This is a genomic window from Lacibacter sp. H407 (assembly GCF_037892605.1).
Classification (GTDB): Bacteria; Bacteroidota; Bacteroidia; order Chitinophagales; family Chitinophagaceae; genus Lacibacter.
In genome coordinates this window covers 2,717,911-2,735,819 of record NZ_JBBKTU010000001.1, presented here as the reverse complement: position 1 = coordinate 2,735,819, position 17,909 = coordinate 2,717,911, and the positions used below count along the sequence as shown (strand labels likewise).

Sequence of the window (17,909 nt, the reverse complement as noted above, 5' to 3'; positions counted from 1 at the left end):
GAAATGTTTTCTACAGATATACGGCAATTACATCCACCAGATTACTTCTTTGTGTTGCCGGTATTGCAATAGTCATCTCCGATTTTTCTTTGGAGAATTGGAATTTCATTTTTTTCCCATTGGATTGAAACACCACCTTACGTGGTTTTGTTATTCCGGTGAGTGTTACAACTACATCTTCATTAGGAAGAAGGTCTTTGTCGTTGGAACGATTGTCTTTAAAAGTTGGCACGAGGTATAAATAGCGTTTGTTTCCCTGAACCGATGCCAGTACTGACGCATTTTCTGTAGCAGGTAACGGACGAACATTATAAACAGCATCCTTATTCAACTTCATCCACTCAGCAAGTTTCTGCATATTACTGTAAGCTTCGGGCGCCAGACTGCCATTACCCATTGGACCAAAACCTAAAAGGTAGTTGATACCCCACGCTCTGCACTTAACCAATTCGCTGAGTACAGATCCTAATGCTTTATACGGTCGTTCCACATATACCCAGTTTCCATTCCATGGATTGCAGAACTCTGCCCAGCTTATATCTTGCGGCCTACTCTCGGGCAAACGCCGTTCGTAGGTAATAAAATCACCCTTACCATGCATTCGTGGGTTTATCAGAATACCGGGCTGCAGTTCCCTGATGCGTTCCTGCGTAATCACCTTATCAGCATTCGGAATTCCCGGTTTTCCATCGAACCAGATCAAATCTATTTTTCCGTAGTTGGTCAGCAACTCTTCTACCTGTCCTTTGACCATCCGGGCATATAAAGCATGATGTTTTTTTTCATCATCGGGATTGATGATATTGGTACGGGGTTTCAAATCGGTCCCCAACGAGGGAAACTCAGGATTTAAACTTTTTACCCGGTGATACATAAAATTCATATAATCTTTATCGAAATACCAATCCGGACCGGTATAGTACAAACCTACTTTCAAACCTTCTTTACGACAAGCTTCTACAAAAGGACGAACTAAATCTTTGCCTCCCATATAATTTTTGGTGCTGAAACTTCCGTATGCGCTGGGCCATAACGCAAAGCCTTCGTGATGTTTGGTAGTTAAAACAACATAGGTGAACCCGGCCTCTTTAGCTTTTTTTATCCATAGTTCCGGATTGTATTCATCAGGATTAAAATCCTTAGCCATTTCCCAATATTCCAGGGGAGTAATCTCCGGTTTTTTCCCATTCAAATTATAATCCATGTCACGAATTATCCGATTGCGTTCATCCTGATTGTCGATGCGGGTAACACCCAACGGGCGTCCCGGTATCATAGGCCACGAAATGTTCATGGCACGAACCGATGAAATTCCCCAATGAATAAACAAACCCAACCCTGCATCCGGAAACCATTGTGCATCGGGATGCAGCGTGTGTTCTTTTCCTTCTTGTCTCTCAATTCCTATTTGTGAGTGTTCTTCTTTAACTCCATCACGCTTTGTGTTTTGAGCCGACAAGTTGTTACTCACTGTTACCAGTATCATTAGCGTATAAACAGAAAATACGGTTACATTTTTTCTTAACATAATGACGTTTTGATATGTAATTGAAATTATTACCAGCCGGATGAAAATGTACTAATATTGTTTTGTGCAGAAAGCGTTGAACTTAACACGCTCCCGATGGCGAATAATATGAAAATTTTTCTCATAAATTTTACAACTTACTATCAGTTAAACTCTGATCGAAACGATGATGCCGGAAGTCCATCTTTATTAAAAAGATTGATGTGAGGATAATTGAACCAACCCATACGCACAGCGGTTGGATGTTCAATACCTATGGCCGAAACAATAACTTTGTCTCCTTTAATAACAGCTTTTGCAGGAACGTATTTTTTATCGGCGCCTGCAATTTCAAAATCTCGCAATTCACCGTCTCTTGCTTCCAATCCTTTTCCTGTAAAATCGAAATCAACTTCAATGGTATTACCCACCACTTTCATTGATTTATAAATTGGGCCGGAGTAGGTTATTTGCTGACCGTAAGCAATGGCTTTTGCACCCAATGCCAACCGATGACCCACCGGTTGCTTTAGTGCAGGATGGCTGTCTAACGAATCACCACAATCTGCTAAAACAGCCATCGATGTATAGGGCACTTCTTTAAACGTCAGCATTTGGGCCTCTCTAATTTCGGGTGTGTAATCAAATTTTGGAGCAATCTGTACAAAAAGAAAAGGCAGTTTTTCAGAACCCCAACCTTTCCGCCATTCTGAAATCATCAACGGGAACATGATGCGGTATAAATCTGCCCGATTACGGTCTGCCTCTCCCTGATACCAAACAATACCTTTGATTTTATAAGGAAGCAGAGGAGCTATCATGGCATTGTAATGACCACCATTTCGTCCACTGAGATAGGGATGAACAGGGGTTTGAGGTTTACGGGGTAAAGCTGTTTTGTTCAGCTCTGCAATTTTTGTTTCCTCTTTCCATTTTTGCAACAATGAAGTTGAATCTTTTTTAAACTTTGCTAAATCTGCATCAAAGTTTTTTACAGATTTATAAAAAGCATCCACACCTTTTTTTAACACAGGATGTTGCTGTTGTGTTTCACGTGATGTCCATTTGTCGATAGCAGTACCACCTACCGAAGAAAATAATAAACCAATGGGCACAGATAAATTTTGATGAATTTCACGTGCAAAGAAAAATCCCACTGCTGAAAAATCAATGACCGTTTGCGGATCACAAATCACCCATTTCGAGTTCACATCATCCACCGGATTCTCGGTGGAGTTTCTTTCTACATAGAATTGTCTGATTTGCGGAAAATTAGCAAAGGCCGCCTCTTCCACCCAATTCACAATTGGTTTTTGCCCACGACGAAGTCCAAGTTGTCGTTCCATGTTTGATTGTCCGCTTAAAACCCATACATCGCCAACCAACACGTTTTTTATTTCAATCTTATTGTTCCCCTGAATGATCATTGTAAAGGGGCCACCGGGCTGTAGTGGCTGAAGTGCAACCTCCCACTTTCCATCCTTTGCAACTGTATTTACTTTTTGACCGCAAAACTCAAGAGAGATTTTTTCTCCTTCGTTTGCAGTACCCCATACAGATAGTACAACTTCACGTTGCAATATCATATTGTCACTGAATAATGAATTTGGCTTTACGTCTGCCTTCAAACTCATTATTAAGCAAACAATTGCGATTGACAGCAGAACTATTTTTTTCATCTGTTTTTTTTTATATCTAAATGGTGAATAATTAACTCAACTATGAAAAACATTTATCGACTCTGTTCAATTGAAAATTGGAACGATTACAAGGCACACCTATACTCATCATAATTCTAACATAAAATCTTACAACCGCTCTGCACATGTACCTCTTAAAATAACTTCCATCAATATGAATAAATACTTCTGAGAATTAATATTTAAATACTTTTCCATTGGCCATTACTTCCTGTGTCTTTTCATCAAAGGTTACTTTGGCACCTGTTCTTACTGCAGCATTCGTCATGATCGTTGCAATGGAATGATAATAGCCTGCTTCAACCGGAGCATTTGGTTGCTTACGGCTTCGCATACATTCCATAAAATTGCGCATGTGATTACTTGTTAATCGGTCTGCACCTGTGTTGGCCGATGCAACAACTTTCTCTTCCAAATCCGTCAATTTCATTTCAGGAAGAAGGTTGGGTTTCATATCCATTGCCCTTGCATGATTTTGCTGAAGCCCTCCTTTCGGTGAAATTGTATTTGTATTCAGATTTAATTCACCTCCATTTGCATAGTAGATTTCAGCTGGCTTTTCATCACCATTATGCATACGTGAACCAAAGGTTACCTGGAAACCTGTTGTAAGATCGTTCTGCGGACCATAATCAAAAACAGCAGTCGTTGTATCCCAGTTTCTTCGTCCATCCTTCCACATATAAATTCCACCATTGGCAACTACACTGCGTGGATGTTTTAATCCGCTAAACCAATGCACCGTATCAATTTGATGACTCATCCATTGACCGGGCATACCCGATGAATAAGGCCAGAATAAACGATATTCTAAATATTTTCTTGGATCCCATTTTTCAAACGGGCGGTTCATTAAAAAGCGTTTCCAATCGGTATCTTCCTGTTTACATTTTGCAACCAATGCAGGTCGTCTCCAACGGCCGGGTTGATTTACATTCCATGTTAATTCAACCATAGTGATTGGCCCAAAATTCCCTGACTTTATAAACTCTGCGGCTGCAGTATAATTTCCACCACTGCGGCGTTGCGAACCTACCTGTATAATTCTGTTGCTGGCCTTGATGATCTTTAAAGCATTCCTGTTGTCTTCCATTGTTTCAGCAAATGGTTTTTCAACATAGGCATCTTTACCGGCTTTCACTGCTTCAATGGCATGCAGTGCATGTTGAAAATCGGCGGTGCTTACGATCACTCCATCAAGATCTTTGATGCGATAGAGTTCATCATTATTCACACAAGTCTGCACATCATGTCCCAATTTTTCTTTCAGAAAACTTTGTCCTTCTTCCCTGCGCAACTTCCACAGATCACTTACTGCAACAATATCGAAATTCAATTCTTTGTAATGATTTAAAAAAGAAGGAAATAACGCCTGGCGAAAACGATCGGAATAACCTACCACACCTAAACGAACCCGATCGTTTGCCCCAATGATATTTCCATAACTTTTAGCACTGAAACCAAATGTTGCAGCATATACTGCTGCTGATGCTTTCGCAGATTGCTTGATAAAATGGCGACGAGATAGAGACATAATCGTTTATTTATTTTTAAATGTATAATTCAAACTGATGCTTCTTACTTTTCTAAGTAAACAGGGTCATATTTTTTAGTCATCTCATTTCTACCACTTTAATTCTTTTATTTTAATGCTCCTGTACATAACAGCATTGCCATGGTCTTGCAACAGGATATGTCCTTTCGGCGCTTCGCCAAAATTTTTCCAGGAAACATATTTGCTGATGGCAACAAGATCTTTAAACTGCTTTGAGCCCCGGATGTATTCCAGCACCTTTATGCCATTCAAATAATGCTCCACCTTGTCATTCGGATAGACAATGATTCTTGCAAAATTCCAATCACCAATGGGACGAAGAAAGCGTTTTTGTTTTTCGGCCTTCATCAGATCGTACAGCGAAGCCAGCGTCCTGTTTCCATCACGACCTAATTTTGCATCCGGATGCAAAGTGTCGTCCAGCACCTGGTATTCTAATCCTATTGCTGATCCGCTGCTTTGTTCTGCAAGTGTTACAAAATATTTCACACCGCTGTTTGCGCCGGGTGTTAATTTAAATTCAAATGAAAGATCAAAAGCTGCATATTGATCTTTCGTAACAATGTCGCCGCCATTTGTCGATTCCTTTCCTTCTGCATCAACAACTGCTAATGTGCCGTTACTGATCTTCCATCCTTTTTCAGGGAACGTATTCCCCTTTGCACTTCTCCAGCCATTGTTTGTTTTTCCATCAAACAACAATCGCCATCCATTCATTTTTTCATGCGCAGTTAAATTATTGGGAACAAAATTCGAAACATACACATTGGTTGGAAAAGGGGTTGGTTTCAATCCGGTTGTTTTGATGCGCACATTTTTAAAACATACTTTCTTTCCTGCATGATCTGCTGAATTGATGCCATGCACCTGCAACCCAATAAATCCTTTTGCATCAATGGTATCAACAACGTAAGCTGCAGCTATTCCATTCACCCATGTTTTCATTTCATTACCGATGCATTCAACTCTGTAATGATTGTATTCACCTTTTTTATACGCATTTTGTGCCTGCGGATTTAATTGCATTGGATATAACCACAGCCTTCTTCCTTCATCAAAGATACCTCCGGTCCACCGGCGTGGTGTTGGATCAATTTCACATTGACGTCCATACACTCTTCCCACACCATTAAACGCTTTGGGATCAAAATGGCTGCGTGTTTGAATACCGGCATTGCCTTCTTCATCTTCTAACCAGATCTCTGCTTCGAGTATAAAGTCACTATACTCTTTTTCCGTAACTAAAAACGTGTTGCGGGAATTCATCACGGTACGTCCTACAATCACTCCGTTTTCAACAGTATACGATGCTGTACCTGCCAAACGTTTCCAGCCGGTAAGATCTTTCCCATTAAAGAGATTGATCCATCCATCCGTTTTTGATTGTGCACATAGCAGAGATGAAAAAAATAAAGTGCTGATAAAGAAAAAAAGTCTTGATTTCATAAAGTGATTTTTTAATCTTTCAATAAAAGCAATTAACGTAACAATGCAGTTGCACACCACAAGACAGGTGCCTGTCCATGAAGGTCACCTATGTTTCGTTTGCGGTCAATGTAATACTGCCGCTCATTCTTTTTATTCGTTCCTTCACACACTTCAGTGATGTCATCATTCTCATTGATGTAGGTGATTAACTTCAACCATGCCTTTCTTGCTGCAGGAGCATAAACTTTCATATCGAGCCATCCGTTCTTTACACCAGTAATAAATGCAAATGCAAACATTCCTGTACAGGAAGTTTCTGCCCATGATGCCGGATCATCGATCAACTGACGCCACATTCCATCTTCGGCCTGATATTTTAATAACGACGTCATCATCGTTTTATATCCCGTCATTATTCGATTATAGTTGGGATTATTTTTTGGTAATGAACGAAGCAACTCACTCATGCCTGCAGCCATCCAGCCATTGCCACGTCCCCAAAAGAATGGAACATCGGGTGCGTGATAAAAAAGACCGTTCGGCATTTGTAAAGAATCTAAATAAAGAACCATTTCTCGTGCAGCACGGTTGATATATGCAGTATCACCCGTTGCAAGATAAGCTTGCGATTGTACAGCTGTGATCATAAACATATCATCGATCCACATCCTTGTTTGCCAGGTCATTCCCTTATTATAATAATAATGCGACTCTGGTTTTACTCTTGGTCCTTCCGGCGGACCCCATTGCTTATCAGCAATATGTTTTCCTAAGGTGAGATAGCGTTGATCTTTTGTTTGCATGTACAGCTCCAATGGTACAGATCCAAACACTGTGTAATCAACGTGGTCAGGTTTTGGAATCAATGTATCTCTGCTGCCAAACAAAGGTTCAAAACGCTGCGCCAGTTGCTCAAGCAATTTTTTATCGTTCGTTTGTTTTGCAAATGTTAAAGCACCATACCATGTACAGGTTTCAGGATACGTTATGACACGAGGTGGTACCGGACGATTAAAATTTGTATGCGGCGTTTCGATGTAGTGATCACTGACACGTTTCCCGATCTCCTGCGGAGAGGAACCTTTAGGCCAATTTTTAAATTCTTGGATGTTGGTTTTTGATTGTGCAATTGTTAACACAGGTAACGAAACAATTACAAGACCTGCCATTATTTTTTTCAACGCTATATGTTTCATTCCTTGAACGTTTAGTTTGTATTTATAAATCAAAAACAGACAAATGAAATTAATCAGTGTACCCTATATTGATCAATGCCTGTTTGCCTAACCTCTCTTTTAATTGAGAAAGATAAAGACTTACCGGGGCTACAGGAATACCATGTGAATCATAAATGCCTTCGGGCTGCATTGGTTGATTATTATAGCTGATAGAGCCGGTTTCGTTTGAACCGGGAATCGCTTTCTTTTGTTGCTCACCAATACTTCCAATCACCCAATTAGCTGAGCCCGGCGGCATTTGATTAAGATAAGATTTTGCTTTACAATTCCATGCAACAGCCCAGCCAATCGTCCATCCATGACCCGAACCCATTACACCACGATTCATAAAATCAATTCCACCATCAGGCACATTGCATCCGTCAATTAATAATCCTGTTGCCCAACGTTGATGTGGTTGAATCCATCCATTACCACGAAATGTGCAATTCAATACAACTACAGGTCCGGTTACTTTTGCACCTGTTCCGAAGAAGAAAAGATTATCGCCTTGAATTGTACAGCGGTTAAATAAAATCTGTTGACCACTTCCATTTAAATCAGCAGGCTTTGCTGCGCCAATGGTTGGAAGGTTATGCATGATGCTGACATTATCAATAGTAATTCGCCGACCAGTAACGCTAATGCTGTTGACCGTATTAAACACGTCAATATTTCTTGCCCAGCCATCTGACAAGCCACTCATCGTGAATGCACGGTGATGACCTTCATCTATGGTAACAGATTGTGCTGCGGCAAGAATGCGGAAGTTTTCCATCCCGATCTGTGTAAGTAAACCTGTAGCTGTTATTTTTTGTACGGTAACTGCCGGCGAAATATATTTTGAATCATACGAATCATTCAACGACACATCAACCGTGATTTTATTTTTTTCAATTTTTGCAATGGTTCGCTCAGTTGTAATATCACCACTGATCCATGTTTGCTTTTTTCCACTACGTACCAATTGATGCATGCCCATAAACTCGATCCATGTATCATTGATGGGTCTTGTTATACGAATAGTATCCCCTGCTTTCAATCCTGAAGCATCGGCAACTGTAAATGAAGTTGAACCGGAAGGAACATACGAATCAGCCATCGTTGTCGCTTCTCCAATAACTTTCCATTTCGCATCCCCCCTTACAGAAACAGCAACATGTGGTTTCCCAATCAAATTAAGGACTGTACCTTTTTCATCTGAACCACTTCCTCGAAGCACCACGCCACTTGTATTAATAACCAAAGGCTTTTCACAATCGTACACACCCGGCTTTAATAAAACAGCTCCCCTGAAACCATTCACCAACTTCATTTTTGATACTTCATCAATCGCTTGTTGAATAGCTGCCGAATTATCTCCCGGAACCGGGCTCAAAGTAATTTTCACTTCAACAGAAGGAATTTTTACACCACCGCCCATATAGCCGGCATATGAAAAGTCCATGATCTTATCCCCGGTCTCAAGAGTTTTATAAACCAGTTTACCCTTTGCATCAGGATACACCCATTGACTTTTTGCAGAAGTTTGAGCCGTACCGGTTTCTATGATTGCTAAAGCAATCACGAGGAAAAGAAAAAAGAATCTGCTTAGTTGTTTCATTTAATGAGGTTTGTTATTTAGTTCCCGGCAAGCTGATTGTTTTTCTGATTTCTTTTGTTTTATTCTTTGTTACAGTAACAGACTTACTTTCGACCCCTTCAACTTTTACAAACAAACCTGCACTGCCTTTCACTTCATTATTCTGAATCAATGCTCCAATTACATCCTCTAAACGTATGATTGCTTCTCCGCCTTCCGTTGCAGGAATCTTCCAACCACTTACTTCAATATCTTTTCCATCTTCACAAATAAAAGCAGGACGCAGATCATTGTTCTTTAGTTTGAATGTAACGTTGATGAGCTTCAATCCTTTTACATGCCGTGCCCAAACACCATAAGCTGGAATGGTAGGCCCAAAGGTTTTTACTTCAGGATATTGATCAATTGCCTCGGGAACAACATGTCTCGAATTTTCTACAGTTCCCGTTCCGAGCAATTCAATTTCGATATTCTCCAAAGTAAGATTCGTTATATAATGACCGGGCACGCCTGTAATTAAAATTCCAGACGCCGGTTTTAATTGTGCACTGTCTGAAGCTCTTGCCTTTACATTGCGGATCACAACATTTTCAAATGTTCCTGTTTGTTGTTTTGTATCCTGCCCTTTTCTGAAAACATTCAATCGTGAACCTAATCGAAATAACATAGGAGTTCGTACATCATCCATTGTGATATCAGTGATCTCAATATTCCGCAGATGAGCGCCATCAACGGTCAACAATTTAATGCCACCGTTTCTTGTTTCGTAAATATGGCAATTGCTGATCTTAATATTTTCAAAAGGCGCCATTGATTCTGTTCCCATCTTAATGCCCGCCTGCGAACTCTTTAACCGCATTCCTGATACAACAATATTTCTATTGGCCATCTTGCTGGATGTGGTCTTAAACACCAACGCATCATCACCACTAATGACATCACAATTTTTAATAACTACATCTTGACAGCCATCAATACCAATACCATCATTGTGAGCAACACCAACGCTTAAAATTTTTACATTTTCAATACTGATATTCCTTGATTGGAAATAATGCGACGTCCATGCAGCTGCATAATTGAGTGTAACATCCATTACTGTTACACCGGTACATCTTACAATACGAACTAAAAACGGGCGACGTCCCCAACGTTGACCTTCGGGTCTTGTATCTTTTAAAATATGTTCTGCTTTTAATTTCGACCCTTGTCCATCAATAGCACCTTCACCCTCGATACCAATGTTCTTTGCATCAACTGCTACCAGCAAAGCCCAGCCAACATCAATGCCCAATCCTTCTGTGAAAGGATCAAGATTTCTGTATTGCTCTAAATCTGTGCTGCCCAGCAAACGGGAATCTTTGTTGAAATGCAGCGTAACGTTATCTTTTAACTCGATAGTGCCTGATAAATAAATGCCGGCTGGAAAAATTACTTTGCCGCCTCCACTCCTGGTGCATTCATCAATTGCTTTTTGAATAAATATTGTGTTCAGCGTTTTACCATCGCCAACAGCTCCGTATTTTGTAATATCAAAATCGGCTGCCATTGATACAACAGCTGAAATAAAAACGACCAGGGCTAAAGAGATTTTTTTGATCATACTTCACGAAAATTGAACCGCTTTATTTAATCAATCTCACCTGCTTTCATTTTCTCTTTTGGATTGAGTGATGCTGCATCTACGATTCCTTTCACTTCAACTTTAATAACAGTTGCATTTGCATCTACTGCTTTTTCAGGAACTGTAATCAGCAAACCATCGTTATTCTTTTCTGTTTTTAACGCTGTTCCGTTCGCCAATAATTTTGCAGAAACGATTTGGTTCTTTAAACCGGGAATAGAAAGCTTTCCATCTTTTGGCCATTCAAATACAGAAAAGTAAAGTGTGGTATTCCCGTTGCTTTCTTTCTTGGTGCAACGTCCCCATGTAAATAATCCAAACGGACTTGCCTTTGTACCATAAATCGATTCACCATTCACTTTCATCCATGCGCCCACTCCTTTCAGCAAGTCAATACTCTCTTGCGGAAATGTTCCGTCTGCTTTCGGTCCAACGTTTAATAAATAGTTACCACCTTTTGATGCAATGTCAACTGTATTTTGAATCAATGTTTTTAAACTCTTCCATTTGTTGGCATAACTTTTATAACCCCATGTTTCATTCATGGTCATGCAGGTTTCCCAATCTTTTCCATCAAGCTCATTCAGGTTTGGTATACGCTGCTCCGGTGTTTTAAAATCGCCGGGATAGTTAGGCCGCTTTAATCGATCGTTGGTAATTATATTCGGCTGAAGTTTTAATAATGCATTTAATTTTTCTGCAAACTCATCCGTCATACCGGTTGGCGTATCCCACCAAAGCACAGCCACATCACCATAATTGGTAAGTATTTCACGCACTTGTGGCACAGCAACTTCATCAATATATTGTGCCATGGTTTTTGTTGTTTGCAACGGATCCCAATGCCCGCTGTTGGCAGCAGTGTATGCATCAATTTTTGCTGAATCAGGATTGGCCCATCCTTCCGTTGTAACTTTTCTCGCAGCGGAACCACCCGGGTTATTCCAATCTTGCGCATGTGAATAATACAATCCAAGTTTGATCCCATGTTTCCGACAAGCCTCAGCTAATGGTTTGATCAAATCCTTTCCATAAGGAGTAGCATCCACGATATTCCATCTGCTGGCTTTGGAATTGAATAATGCAAAACCATCATGATGCTTTGCCGTGATGACGATATATTTCATACCTGCGTTTTTGGCCATCAATACCCACGCCTCCGCATCATACTTTACAGGATTGAATTCTTTTGCAAATGCCTGATATTCTTTCACCGGAATTTTTCCACGGTTCATGATCCATTCACCAATACGGTCAATTTTTTGTCCATTGTAAGTGCCTGCGGGCACTGCATATACACCCCAATGGATAAACATGCCGAGTCGGGCCTCCCGCCACCATTTCATACGTTCATCATTTGCATTTGTTTGAGCAAATAGAGACACAATAGAATAGCAGCATACTAACAGGAAGAAAAGTATCTTTTTCATATTTGCAGGCGATTAGTTTAACTGACGAGAAATAAGCTCGCCAAGATGCAACTAACCAATTATTTCAATTGGCCGGTTGCGGTGAAATAACTATCTATTCAATTATTTTGGCAGTACGAATCACTAAATCACATCTACCTGTAATATCCGCTTAAAGGATTCAATTTAGTTTTTCTTTCCAGCCATAAAACCAACATCTTCCGGGTTTAAAATTCTTGCTTTCACAGATGTAGACGACATTTCATCTGCACCGGCATCTAACAGATCTGTTCGTAGCTGACCGTCCATGTCAACCACAACCGTACGATAATTTCCTTTTGCTGCATTAATAGCCGGGCTTCCTTGTTGAAGATGATATTTACCCGATGCATCTCTTGTCAACTTCGGATCAATCATGCTGAAACTTCCGGCAGGAAGATCGCCTGCACCGGCTGTATTGAAAATCAGGTTTCCTTCAGCAGAATGACTTGTTGCCGGGCCAACAATAGAAACTGCAGCACCACCACCCACAATAATATTATTTGCTATAGTAATATAGGTTGAACCTAATCCATTAGCTCTTGCTGTTTGGGCAATATTGATTTTGTTGTTCACCAATGTATTGAATGCAATGATCACTCTGTCGGGACGATCGTGTGATGTAAGTGGTGCACCATCTGCTACTTCTGCTCCACCATTCCCGATGTTGATACCCATACTGCAGTTTTCAAAATGATTACTGTGAATGAGATGATCATCACCAAAAATGCGGAGACCGGGTGTATTGATAAAATAGTTCCCGTACACCTGGTTAAAATTTCCATGACGCAACGTGAATTGAGCCGGAGAATTTCGAATAGTGTTATACCTTATTGTTACTCTTGATGCTTTGATGGAGATCAATTCATTTTCACCATCACAATCTTCAAACAGGTTGTATTCAACAATGCTGTTGCTGGAAGAAAGACTGAATCCGCTTAATCCAAACTGAAATGCTTCTGCCCCATTGCGGTTTCCCTGGTTCTTTTGTTTTTTAAAATAGTTGTGATGTATGAACAATCGTTCAGCAATTTGTTTGCCAACACCTTTTACCGCAATGAATTTTCCCAGCGAATCCTTGTTTTGAAATGTATTGTAGCTAACCTCATGATCGCTGCCTGCAATAGTCAGATAGTCGCCGGTGCCCGGTGTTTCAAAAATATTATTGGTCCAGTGACAAAATGTTGAACCGGCCGAACATCTTGCTTTGGAAGCTGCATGTGTAAACTTAAAGCCACGGATGATAATGTATGCAGCAGGGCTTACTAAATTAAACCCGGCAGCTCCGGCTATTTCCGTCTTGCCTGCATCTTCTGCTTCAATGATAATGGGTTTTGCTTTTGTTCCTGCACTATTGATCAAAATATCAGTTGTGGTTGTATAGACACCGTTCTTCAACACAATCACATCGCCGGGCTTTGCAGTTTTGATCGCCTGCTGAAGCTCTTCAATCGAAGCAACTTTTATATGATGGGCAAACAGGTTTCCTGTTGCAAGCAAGCAGAAAAATAAAACGGTCATTAACTTTTTGATCATGTGGCTTAATTGCTTTTAAAACAACGGTTTCTTTTCTTTTAATTTCTTTGAACGCAACAACGCTTCGAGGTAATAATAATCGGCATAGTTCAATGGCACATCTACTTCGCTGTTAGACGGTTTGGAACCCGTACTGTGCAACAGAATAAACCCTTTATTTTCCCCAATCGCAGAACGATAACTGTTGGTGAGGTTTTTCACCACAGTATTTGCTATTTTTTTATACTCTCTTCCATTTTTACTATAGATACTTAATTCATACAATGCCGAAGCCATGACGGCTGCTGCTGACGCATCTCTTGGTTCATTGGGAATACCGGGAGCATCATAATCATAATAAGGAACAAAATCTTTTGGAAAATTTTTATGCTTTGTCATAAAAGCAGCAATCTTCTCTGCCTGTTGTAAATACTTTTCGTCTTTGGTAAAGCGATAACACATCGTATAACCATACAAGCCCCATGCTTGTCCTCTTGACCATGCTGATTCATTTGAATAACCCTGATGCGTTGTTTTCTGCGTTACTTTACCTGTTATGGAATCATAATCCAACACATGGTACGAACTGTAATCACTACGGAAATGATTTTGCATGGTTGTATTTGCATGACTCACAGCAATTTTATGAAAAGAAGAATCGCCGGTTAATTGTGTGGCAGCAAATAACAATTCAAGATTCATCATATTGTCGATGATCACCGGCGTCTTCCATTTGGCACGGTTATCCCATGATTTGATGACACCGGTATTAGGATTAAATCTTGTTGATAATGTTTTTGCAGATTGAATGATCACTTCTTTATAATGAGCGTCGTTTATTAGCCTGTAACCTGTACCAAAGCTGCAATACACTTTAAAGCCCATATCATGTGTGATGCCATTTGTTTTTTCCCGCTCAATTTTCGCCGTATATTTTTCTGCTTCAGTTTTCCATTCGTTATTGCCGGTGTATTCATATAAGAACCACAGCTGTCCTGGGAAAAATCCGCTTGTCCAGTCTCTTGATGAAACCAATTTTAACCTGCCACTGTCTAAAGTTCTCGGTGAAACAAGCTCCTGCCCTGACCCGCCAGGCGATACACCAACCGTTGCAGCTGAGCCTGTTGCTTTCGCTTGGGGAATCTCTGCCAGCATCACTTTTGTTTGCTTCTCTGCATCAGCGAACACTTTGTTCACTTTAACCTTTTGGGCATCGCTGTTCATTACAATTCCTGCAACAGCTATCATGGTCATTAAGATCGTTTTTTTCATCTGTTCGTTTATTTATCGATAAGTATAAGTTGTATTTCAAGCAACTTCATCAATTCTGGTTTTTGAATTTTGAGGGGCTTTATTGTTAAGACATGTTCGCCACCACTGAATGAAAAGTCTGCTACAGTCTCTGTAATGACTTCCGTTGCTGTTCCGTTCTTTACTTTATTAGTACCTGCAAGATTTACTCCACCTGTCAACAGCTCATATTCACCGCCGCTTATTTCTCCCGCAATATATTTTATGACCACTTTGTATCGTGCTGCTTTACTCAAGCGGATCTTCCAGGAAACAGATTGTTCCAATGATTTCCACCCGTCAACGAAATAGCGGTTGGTTTTACCGTCGCCAAAACCAAATCCTTTGCCGTTTAACATAGCATCAAATGCCAGCAATCTTGTCTCGTTACTATTTGGCGCAACAAAACGTACCGAATCAACAGATGGCTTTTCATTTAACTCAAGCACAATAACCGTGTTTATTGAATCAATACTGTTAGCAGGTAGGTTGATCAGTACATCTTTCTCATTCAAACGTGTTGTTATTAATTGCTTTTTAGGATCAGCAAGCATATGGGTTTTTGCAATAGCTGATTTTAGACCGCCAACATATAGTTTTCCATCAGCAGGATAGTTGAATACATGGAGATAAATTTTGTTACCCTTCAAAGTTGACACTCCCCAACTTTGGAGTGGAAGCGGACTTGCTGCTGTCCCATAAATACTTTCTCCATTCGTTTGCAGCCATTCACCAATACCCTTTAGAATCTGCTGATCGTTGCCATCAAAGCTGCCATCACCTTTCGGACCAATATTCAACAATAAATTGCCGCCTCTTGATGCAGCACTCGCAAGCAATTGTATAAAATGACTGACAGGTTTATGACTGTTATCGAATTGATGATAACCATAACTTTCATTGGTAGTAGGTATGGCTTCCCAATCGCCGGTTACAGGAAAAAATTCAGAAGCACGATCGGCTGTGTTTTTATAATCGCCAAAATTTGCTGCCGCATTTCTAACCAATCTTCCATTTACGACAACATTGGGATCTGTTTCCCTGATCGCTTTTAAGATGCGTATATTTTCTGATAAAGGCAGCTTATGCGGTGTATCAAACCATAAAATATCCGGATGATACTTTGTAAGCAATTCCTTTATTTGCGGAATTGCTTTTTCATCAACATATTTAATTGCTTTTGGTAACCACTCCGGATGTGCATCAAACCAATTGGCACCGCCTAGCAATTTATCACCACCGGGATTATTGTATTCCCAATCATTGCCCGGTGCATCGGGATGTTCCCAATCAAAGGCATGTGAATAATAAAAGCCGAATTTCATTCCATGCTTTTTGGCTGCTACTGCCAACTCAGCCATCGGATCTCGTTTAAAAGGCGTTTGATCAACAATATCAAAATCAGAAAAATTTGAATCATACAATGCAAACCCATCGTGATGCTTTGCCGTAATGATGAAATATTTCATCCCCGCTTTTTTGGCATTCAATATCCATTCTTCTGCGTTAAATTTTTCAGGATTGAATTGATGCGAAAGATTGAGATAATCGTTTCGTGAAATTTTTTCTTTGCGCATCAGGTGTTCTGCATAGCCGCTCACTTTCTTTCCCTTCCATTCACCACCTGGTAATGAATAAATACCCCAGTGAATAAACATGCCGAACTTCGCTTCTCTCCACCAGGCTATCCGTTGCTCCTGTGTTTTCATTGACGCCGTCCACCATCCATTCTTTGCTTCATCAATCGCTTGCTGATCCCGTTGCTTTGCACGGTTGAACATTTCTTTATCCTCATCACCTGCTGTTTGTGCAAAACCGGCATTGATCGCAGATGCAAAAATGATATAGAATATAAATTGTCTCATTTAATTGATCCAGATTAAAGGATTCCGTACCGGTAAATTCCGGATCACCTCTTCCACTTTTGGAGAATGATCTAGTTTTTTCCAAGTCTCCAGCCATTCTTTGTTCTTATATGCATTCGCCCCAAATAATAAAAATGGTTGTGCCACCGGCCAATCATTCCAATACATCACATCCGGCTTTAAAGGCCATTTAGTTTTGTCTGCGATGAAAGGATGTAAATATTCAATCCCTTTCTTGATTGATCTGCCGTCTGCTGTTTGATACTCCCAGAGATTATCCTTTTCAGATGAAAGCAATTGACAGATCGTTGTCATAGCATCTAAATTAAAAATGGAATAACCATAAGGTTTTGTTCTGCGCAACTCCTGAGGAAAACTTCCATCGGCTGCCATCTGGTTGGGAAGTAACACATTTTTATAACGATCGCTGCAGAATTTCATCAAGGTATCATTGCCAGTAAATTTTGAAAATGCTGCCACCTGCATCACCCAACAGGTACCATGATTGTTGGTTGCGTTCATTTCATCCTTTCCGTACTTATGTGTGGTAAGCCATTGCAAAAACGCATCGAACCATTTTTTTGAAGCAGCTAAAACTGTTTGATCCATTGAAGGAGCATTTTTCATTGCTATCAATCCTTGTGTTACTTCTATTAATTGAATAGCATCAATAACTCCGATTCCCCTTCCTGTAAACCGACCTTTGATGGCCTGTGCATACAACAAATGCGGATGCATCATGGTAGCAGTATCGGCAAACCATGCTTTGCAATGCAGTGTTGCATGTTTTACATATTTCGCATCGCCTGTTAATTTGTAAGCAGATGCCAATGCACCTATCACTTCACTCAACCGTATCATTGCATGACGATGGGCAACAAAATTATCAGGATTGGTCATGCCGTCTTTTTGTATATAAGGACTGTCGGCACTAACAGGATTGGGCCACCAATAATCACCTTCGCTGTAAAAATCATGTTTGCCTCCGGCACTTCGTGGCGATGATTGTGCAGTAACTGTTATAGGTTGTTGCTGCAAAGCCCACTCGGCTTTACTCAATACTTGATTTCGCAACACATCTTGCACTTCCTTATTGTAAGGAGAATGCCCAAGCTTTTGTTGTGCAGAACAAGCCGAGACGAACGCTACTATAAAAATGAACAGCAATTTCATTGTGT

Annotated in this window: 12 protein-coding genes; all 12 read right to left on the bottom strand. The window is 40.3% G+C overall.

The annotated features are described in order from the left end of the window. Nucleotides 1–10 precede the first annotated feature (10 nt). Nucleotides 11–1,528 carry an alpha-L-fucosidase gene (locus tag WG989_RS11875; RefSeq protein WP_340429647.1) on the bottom strand — a complete coding sequence of 506 codons (1,518 nt, stop codon included), beginning with the start codon at nt 1,526–1,528 and terminating at the stop codon, nt 11–13. A gap of 143 nt (nt 1,529–1,671) precedes the next feature. Continuing rightward, a complete protein-coding gene (locus WG989_RS11870) occupies nt 1,672–3,186 on the bottom strand; it encodes a sialate O-acetylesterase (protein WP_340429646.1) in 1,515 nt (504 codons plus the stop codon). Between the two features lie 196 nt (nt 3,187–3,382). After that, the gene (locus WG989_RS11865; RefSeq protein WP_340429644.1) at nt 3,383–4,741 is read right to left on the bottom strand and encodes a Gfo/Idh/MocA family protein; all 1,359 of its coding nucleotides are present in this window, start codon (nt 4,739–4,741) and stop codon (nt 3,383–3,385) included. Nucleotides 4,742–4,831: 90 nt separating this feature from the next. Next, a complete protein-coding gene (locus WG989_RS11860; protein ID WP_340429642.1) occupies nt 4,832–6,208 on the bottom strand; it encodes a 3-keto-disaccharide hydrolase in 1,377 nt (458 codons plus the stop codon). 32 nt (nt 6,209–6,240) lie between these two features. Then, complete coding sequence (locus tag WG989_RS11855; RefSeq protein ID WP_340429640.1) at nt 6,241–7,386, bottom strand: glycoside hydrolase family 88/105 protein; 1,146 nt, start codon at nt 7,384–7,386, stop codon at nt 6,241–6,243. A 49-nt stretch (nt 7,387–7,435) separates the two neighbouring features. Further along, nucleotides 7,436–9,010 carry a hypothetical protein gene (locus tag WG989_RS11850; protein WP_340429638.1) on the bottom strand — a complete coding sequence of 525 codons (1,575 nt, stop codon included), beginning with the start codon at nt 9,008–9,010 and terminating at the stop codon, nt 7,436–7,438. Nucleotides 9,011–9,023: 13 nt separating this feature from the next. Further along, a complete protein-coding gene (locus WG989_RS11845) occupies nt 9,024–10,592 on the bottom strand; it encodes a glycoside hydrolase family 28 protein (RefSeq protein WP_340429637.1) in 1,569 nt (522 codons plus the stop codon). Between the two features lie 26 nt (nt 10,593–10,618). Next, nucleotides 10,619–12,043, bottom strand: coding sequence for an alpha-L-fucosidase (locus WG989_RS11840; protein ID WP_340429635.1), 1,425 nt, complete (start codon nt 12,041–12,043; stop codon nt 10,619–10,621). A gap of 165 nt (nt 12,044–12,208) precedes the next feature. After that, nucleotides 12,209–13,597 carry a polysaccharide lyase 6 family protein gene (locus tag WG989_RS11835; RefSeq protein ID WP_340429633.1) on the bottom strand — a complete coding sequence of 463 codons (1,389 nt, stop codon included), beginning with the start codon at nt 13,595–13,597 and terminating at the stop codon, nt 12,209–12,211. A gap of 15 nt (nt 13,598–13,612) precedes the next feature. Then, a complete protein-coding gene (locus WG989_RS11830) occupies nt 13,613–14,848 on the bottom strand; it encodes a glucuronyl hydrolase (RefSeq protein WP_340429632.1) in 1,236 nt (411 codons plus the stop codon). A gap of 8 nt (nt 14,849–14,856) precedes the next feature. Further along, nucleotides 14,857–16,731, bottom strand: coding sequence for an alpha-L-fucosidase (locus tag WG989_RS11825; protein ID WP_340429631.1), 1,875 nt, complete (start codon nt 16,729–16,731; stop codon nt 14,857–14,859). After that, nucleotides 16,732–17,904 carry an alginate lyase family protein gene (locus WG989_RS11820; RefSeq protein ID WP_340429630.1) on the bottom strand — a complete coding sequence of 391 codons (1,173 nt, stop codon included), beginning with the start codon at nt 17,902–17,904 and terminating at the stop codon, nt 16,732–16,734. It abuts the gene before it with no gap. Nucleotides 17,905–17,909: the final 5 nt, after the last annotated feature.

Excerpts from the sequence above, each read along its gene's own strand:
- WG989_RS11840 (WP_340429635.1), bottom strand. The coding sequence starts at position 12,043 with ATGAAAAAGATACTTTTCTTCCTGTTAGTATGCTGCTATTCTATTGTG.
- WG989_RS11855 (WP_340429640.1), bottom strand. The coding sequence starts at position 7,386 with ATGAAACATATAGCGTTGAAAAAAATAATGGCAGGTCTTGTAATTGTT.
- WG989_RS11875 (WP_340429647.1), bottom strand. The coding sequence starts at position 1,528 with ATGTTAAGAAAAAATGTAACCGTATTTTCTGTTTATACGCTAATGATA.
- WG989_RS11870 (WP_340429646.1), bottom strand. The coding sequence starts at position 3,186 with ATGAAAAAAATAGTTCTGCTGTCAATCGCAATTGTTTGCTTAATAATG.
- WG989_RS11850 (WP_340429638.1), bottom strand. The coding sequence starts at position 9,010 with ATGAAACAACTAAGCAGATTCTTTTTTCTTTTCCTCGTGATTGCTTTA.
- WG989_RS11830 (WP_340429632.1), bottom strand. The coding sequence starts at position 14,848 with ATGAAAAAAACGATCTTAATGACCATGATAGCTGTTGCAGGAATTGTA.
- WG989_RS11835 (WP_340429633.1), bottom strand. The coding sequence starts at position 13,597 with ATGATCAAAAAGTTAATGACCGTTTTATTTTTCTGCTTGCTTGCAACA.
- WG989_RS11860 (WP_340429642.1), bottom strand. The coding sequence starts at position 6,208 with ATGAAATCAAGACTTTTTTTCTTTATCAGCACTTTATTTTTTTCATCT.
- WG989_RS11825 (WP_340429631.1), bottom strand. The coding sequence starts at position 16,731 with ATGAGACAATTTATATTCTATATCATTTTTGCATCTGCGATCAATGCC.
- WG989_RS11820 (WP_340429630.1), bottom strand. The coding sequence starts at position 17,904 with ATGAAATTGCTGTTCATTTTTATAGTAGCGTTCGTCTCGGCTTGTTCT.
- WG989_RS11865 (WP_340429644.1), bottom strand. The coding sequence starts at position 4,741 with ATGTCTCTATCTCGTCGCCATTTTATCAAGCAATCTGCGAAAGCATCA.
- WG989_RS11845 (WP_340429637.1), bottom strand. The coding sequence starts at position 10,592 with ATGATCAAAAAAATCTCTTTAGCCCTGGTCGTTTTTATTTCAGCTGTT.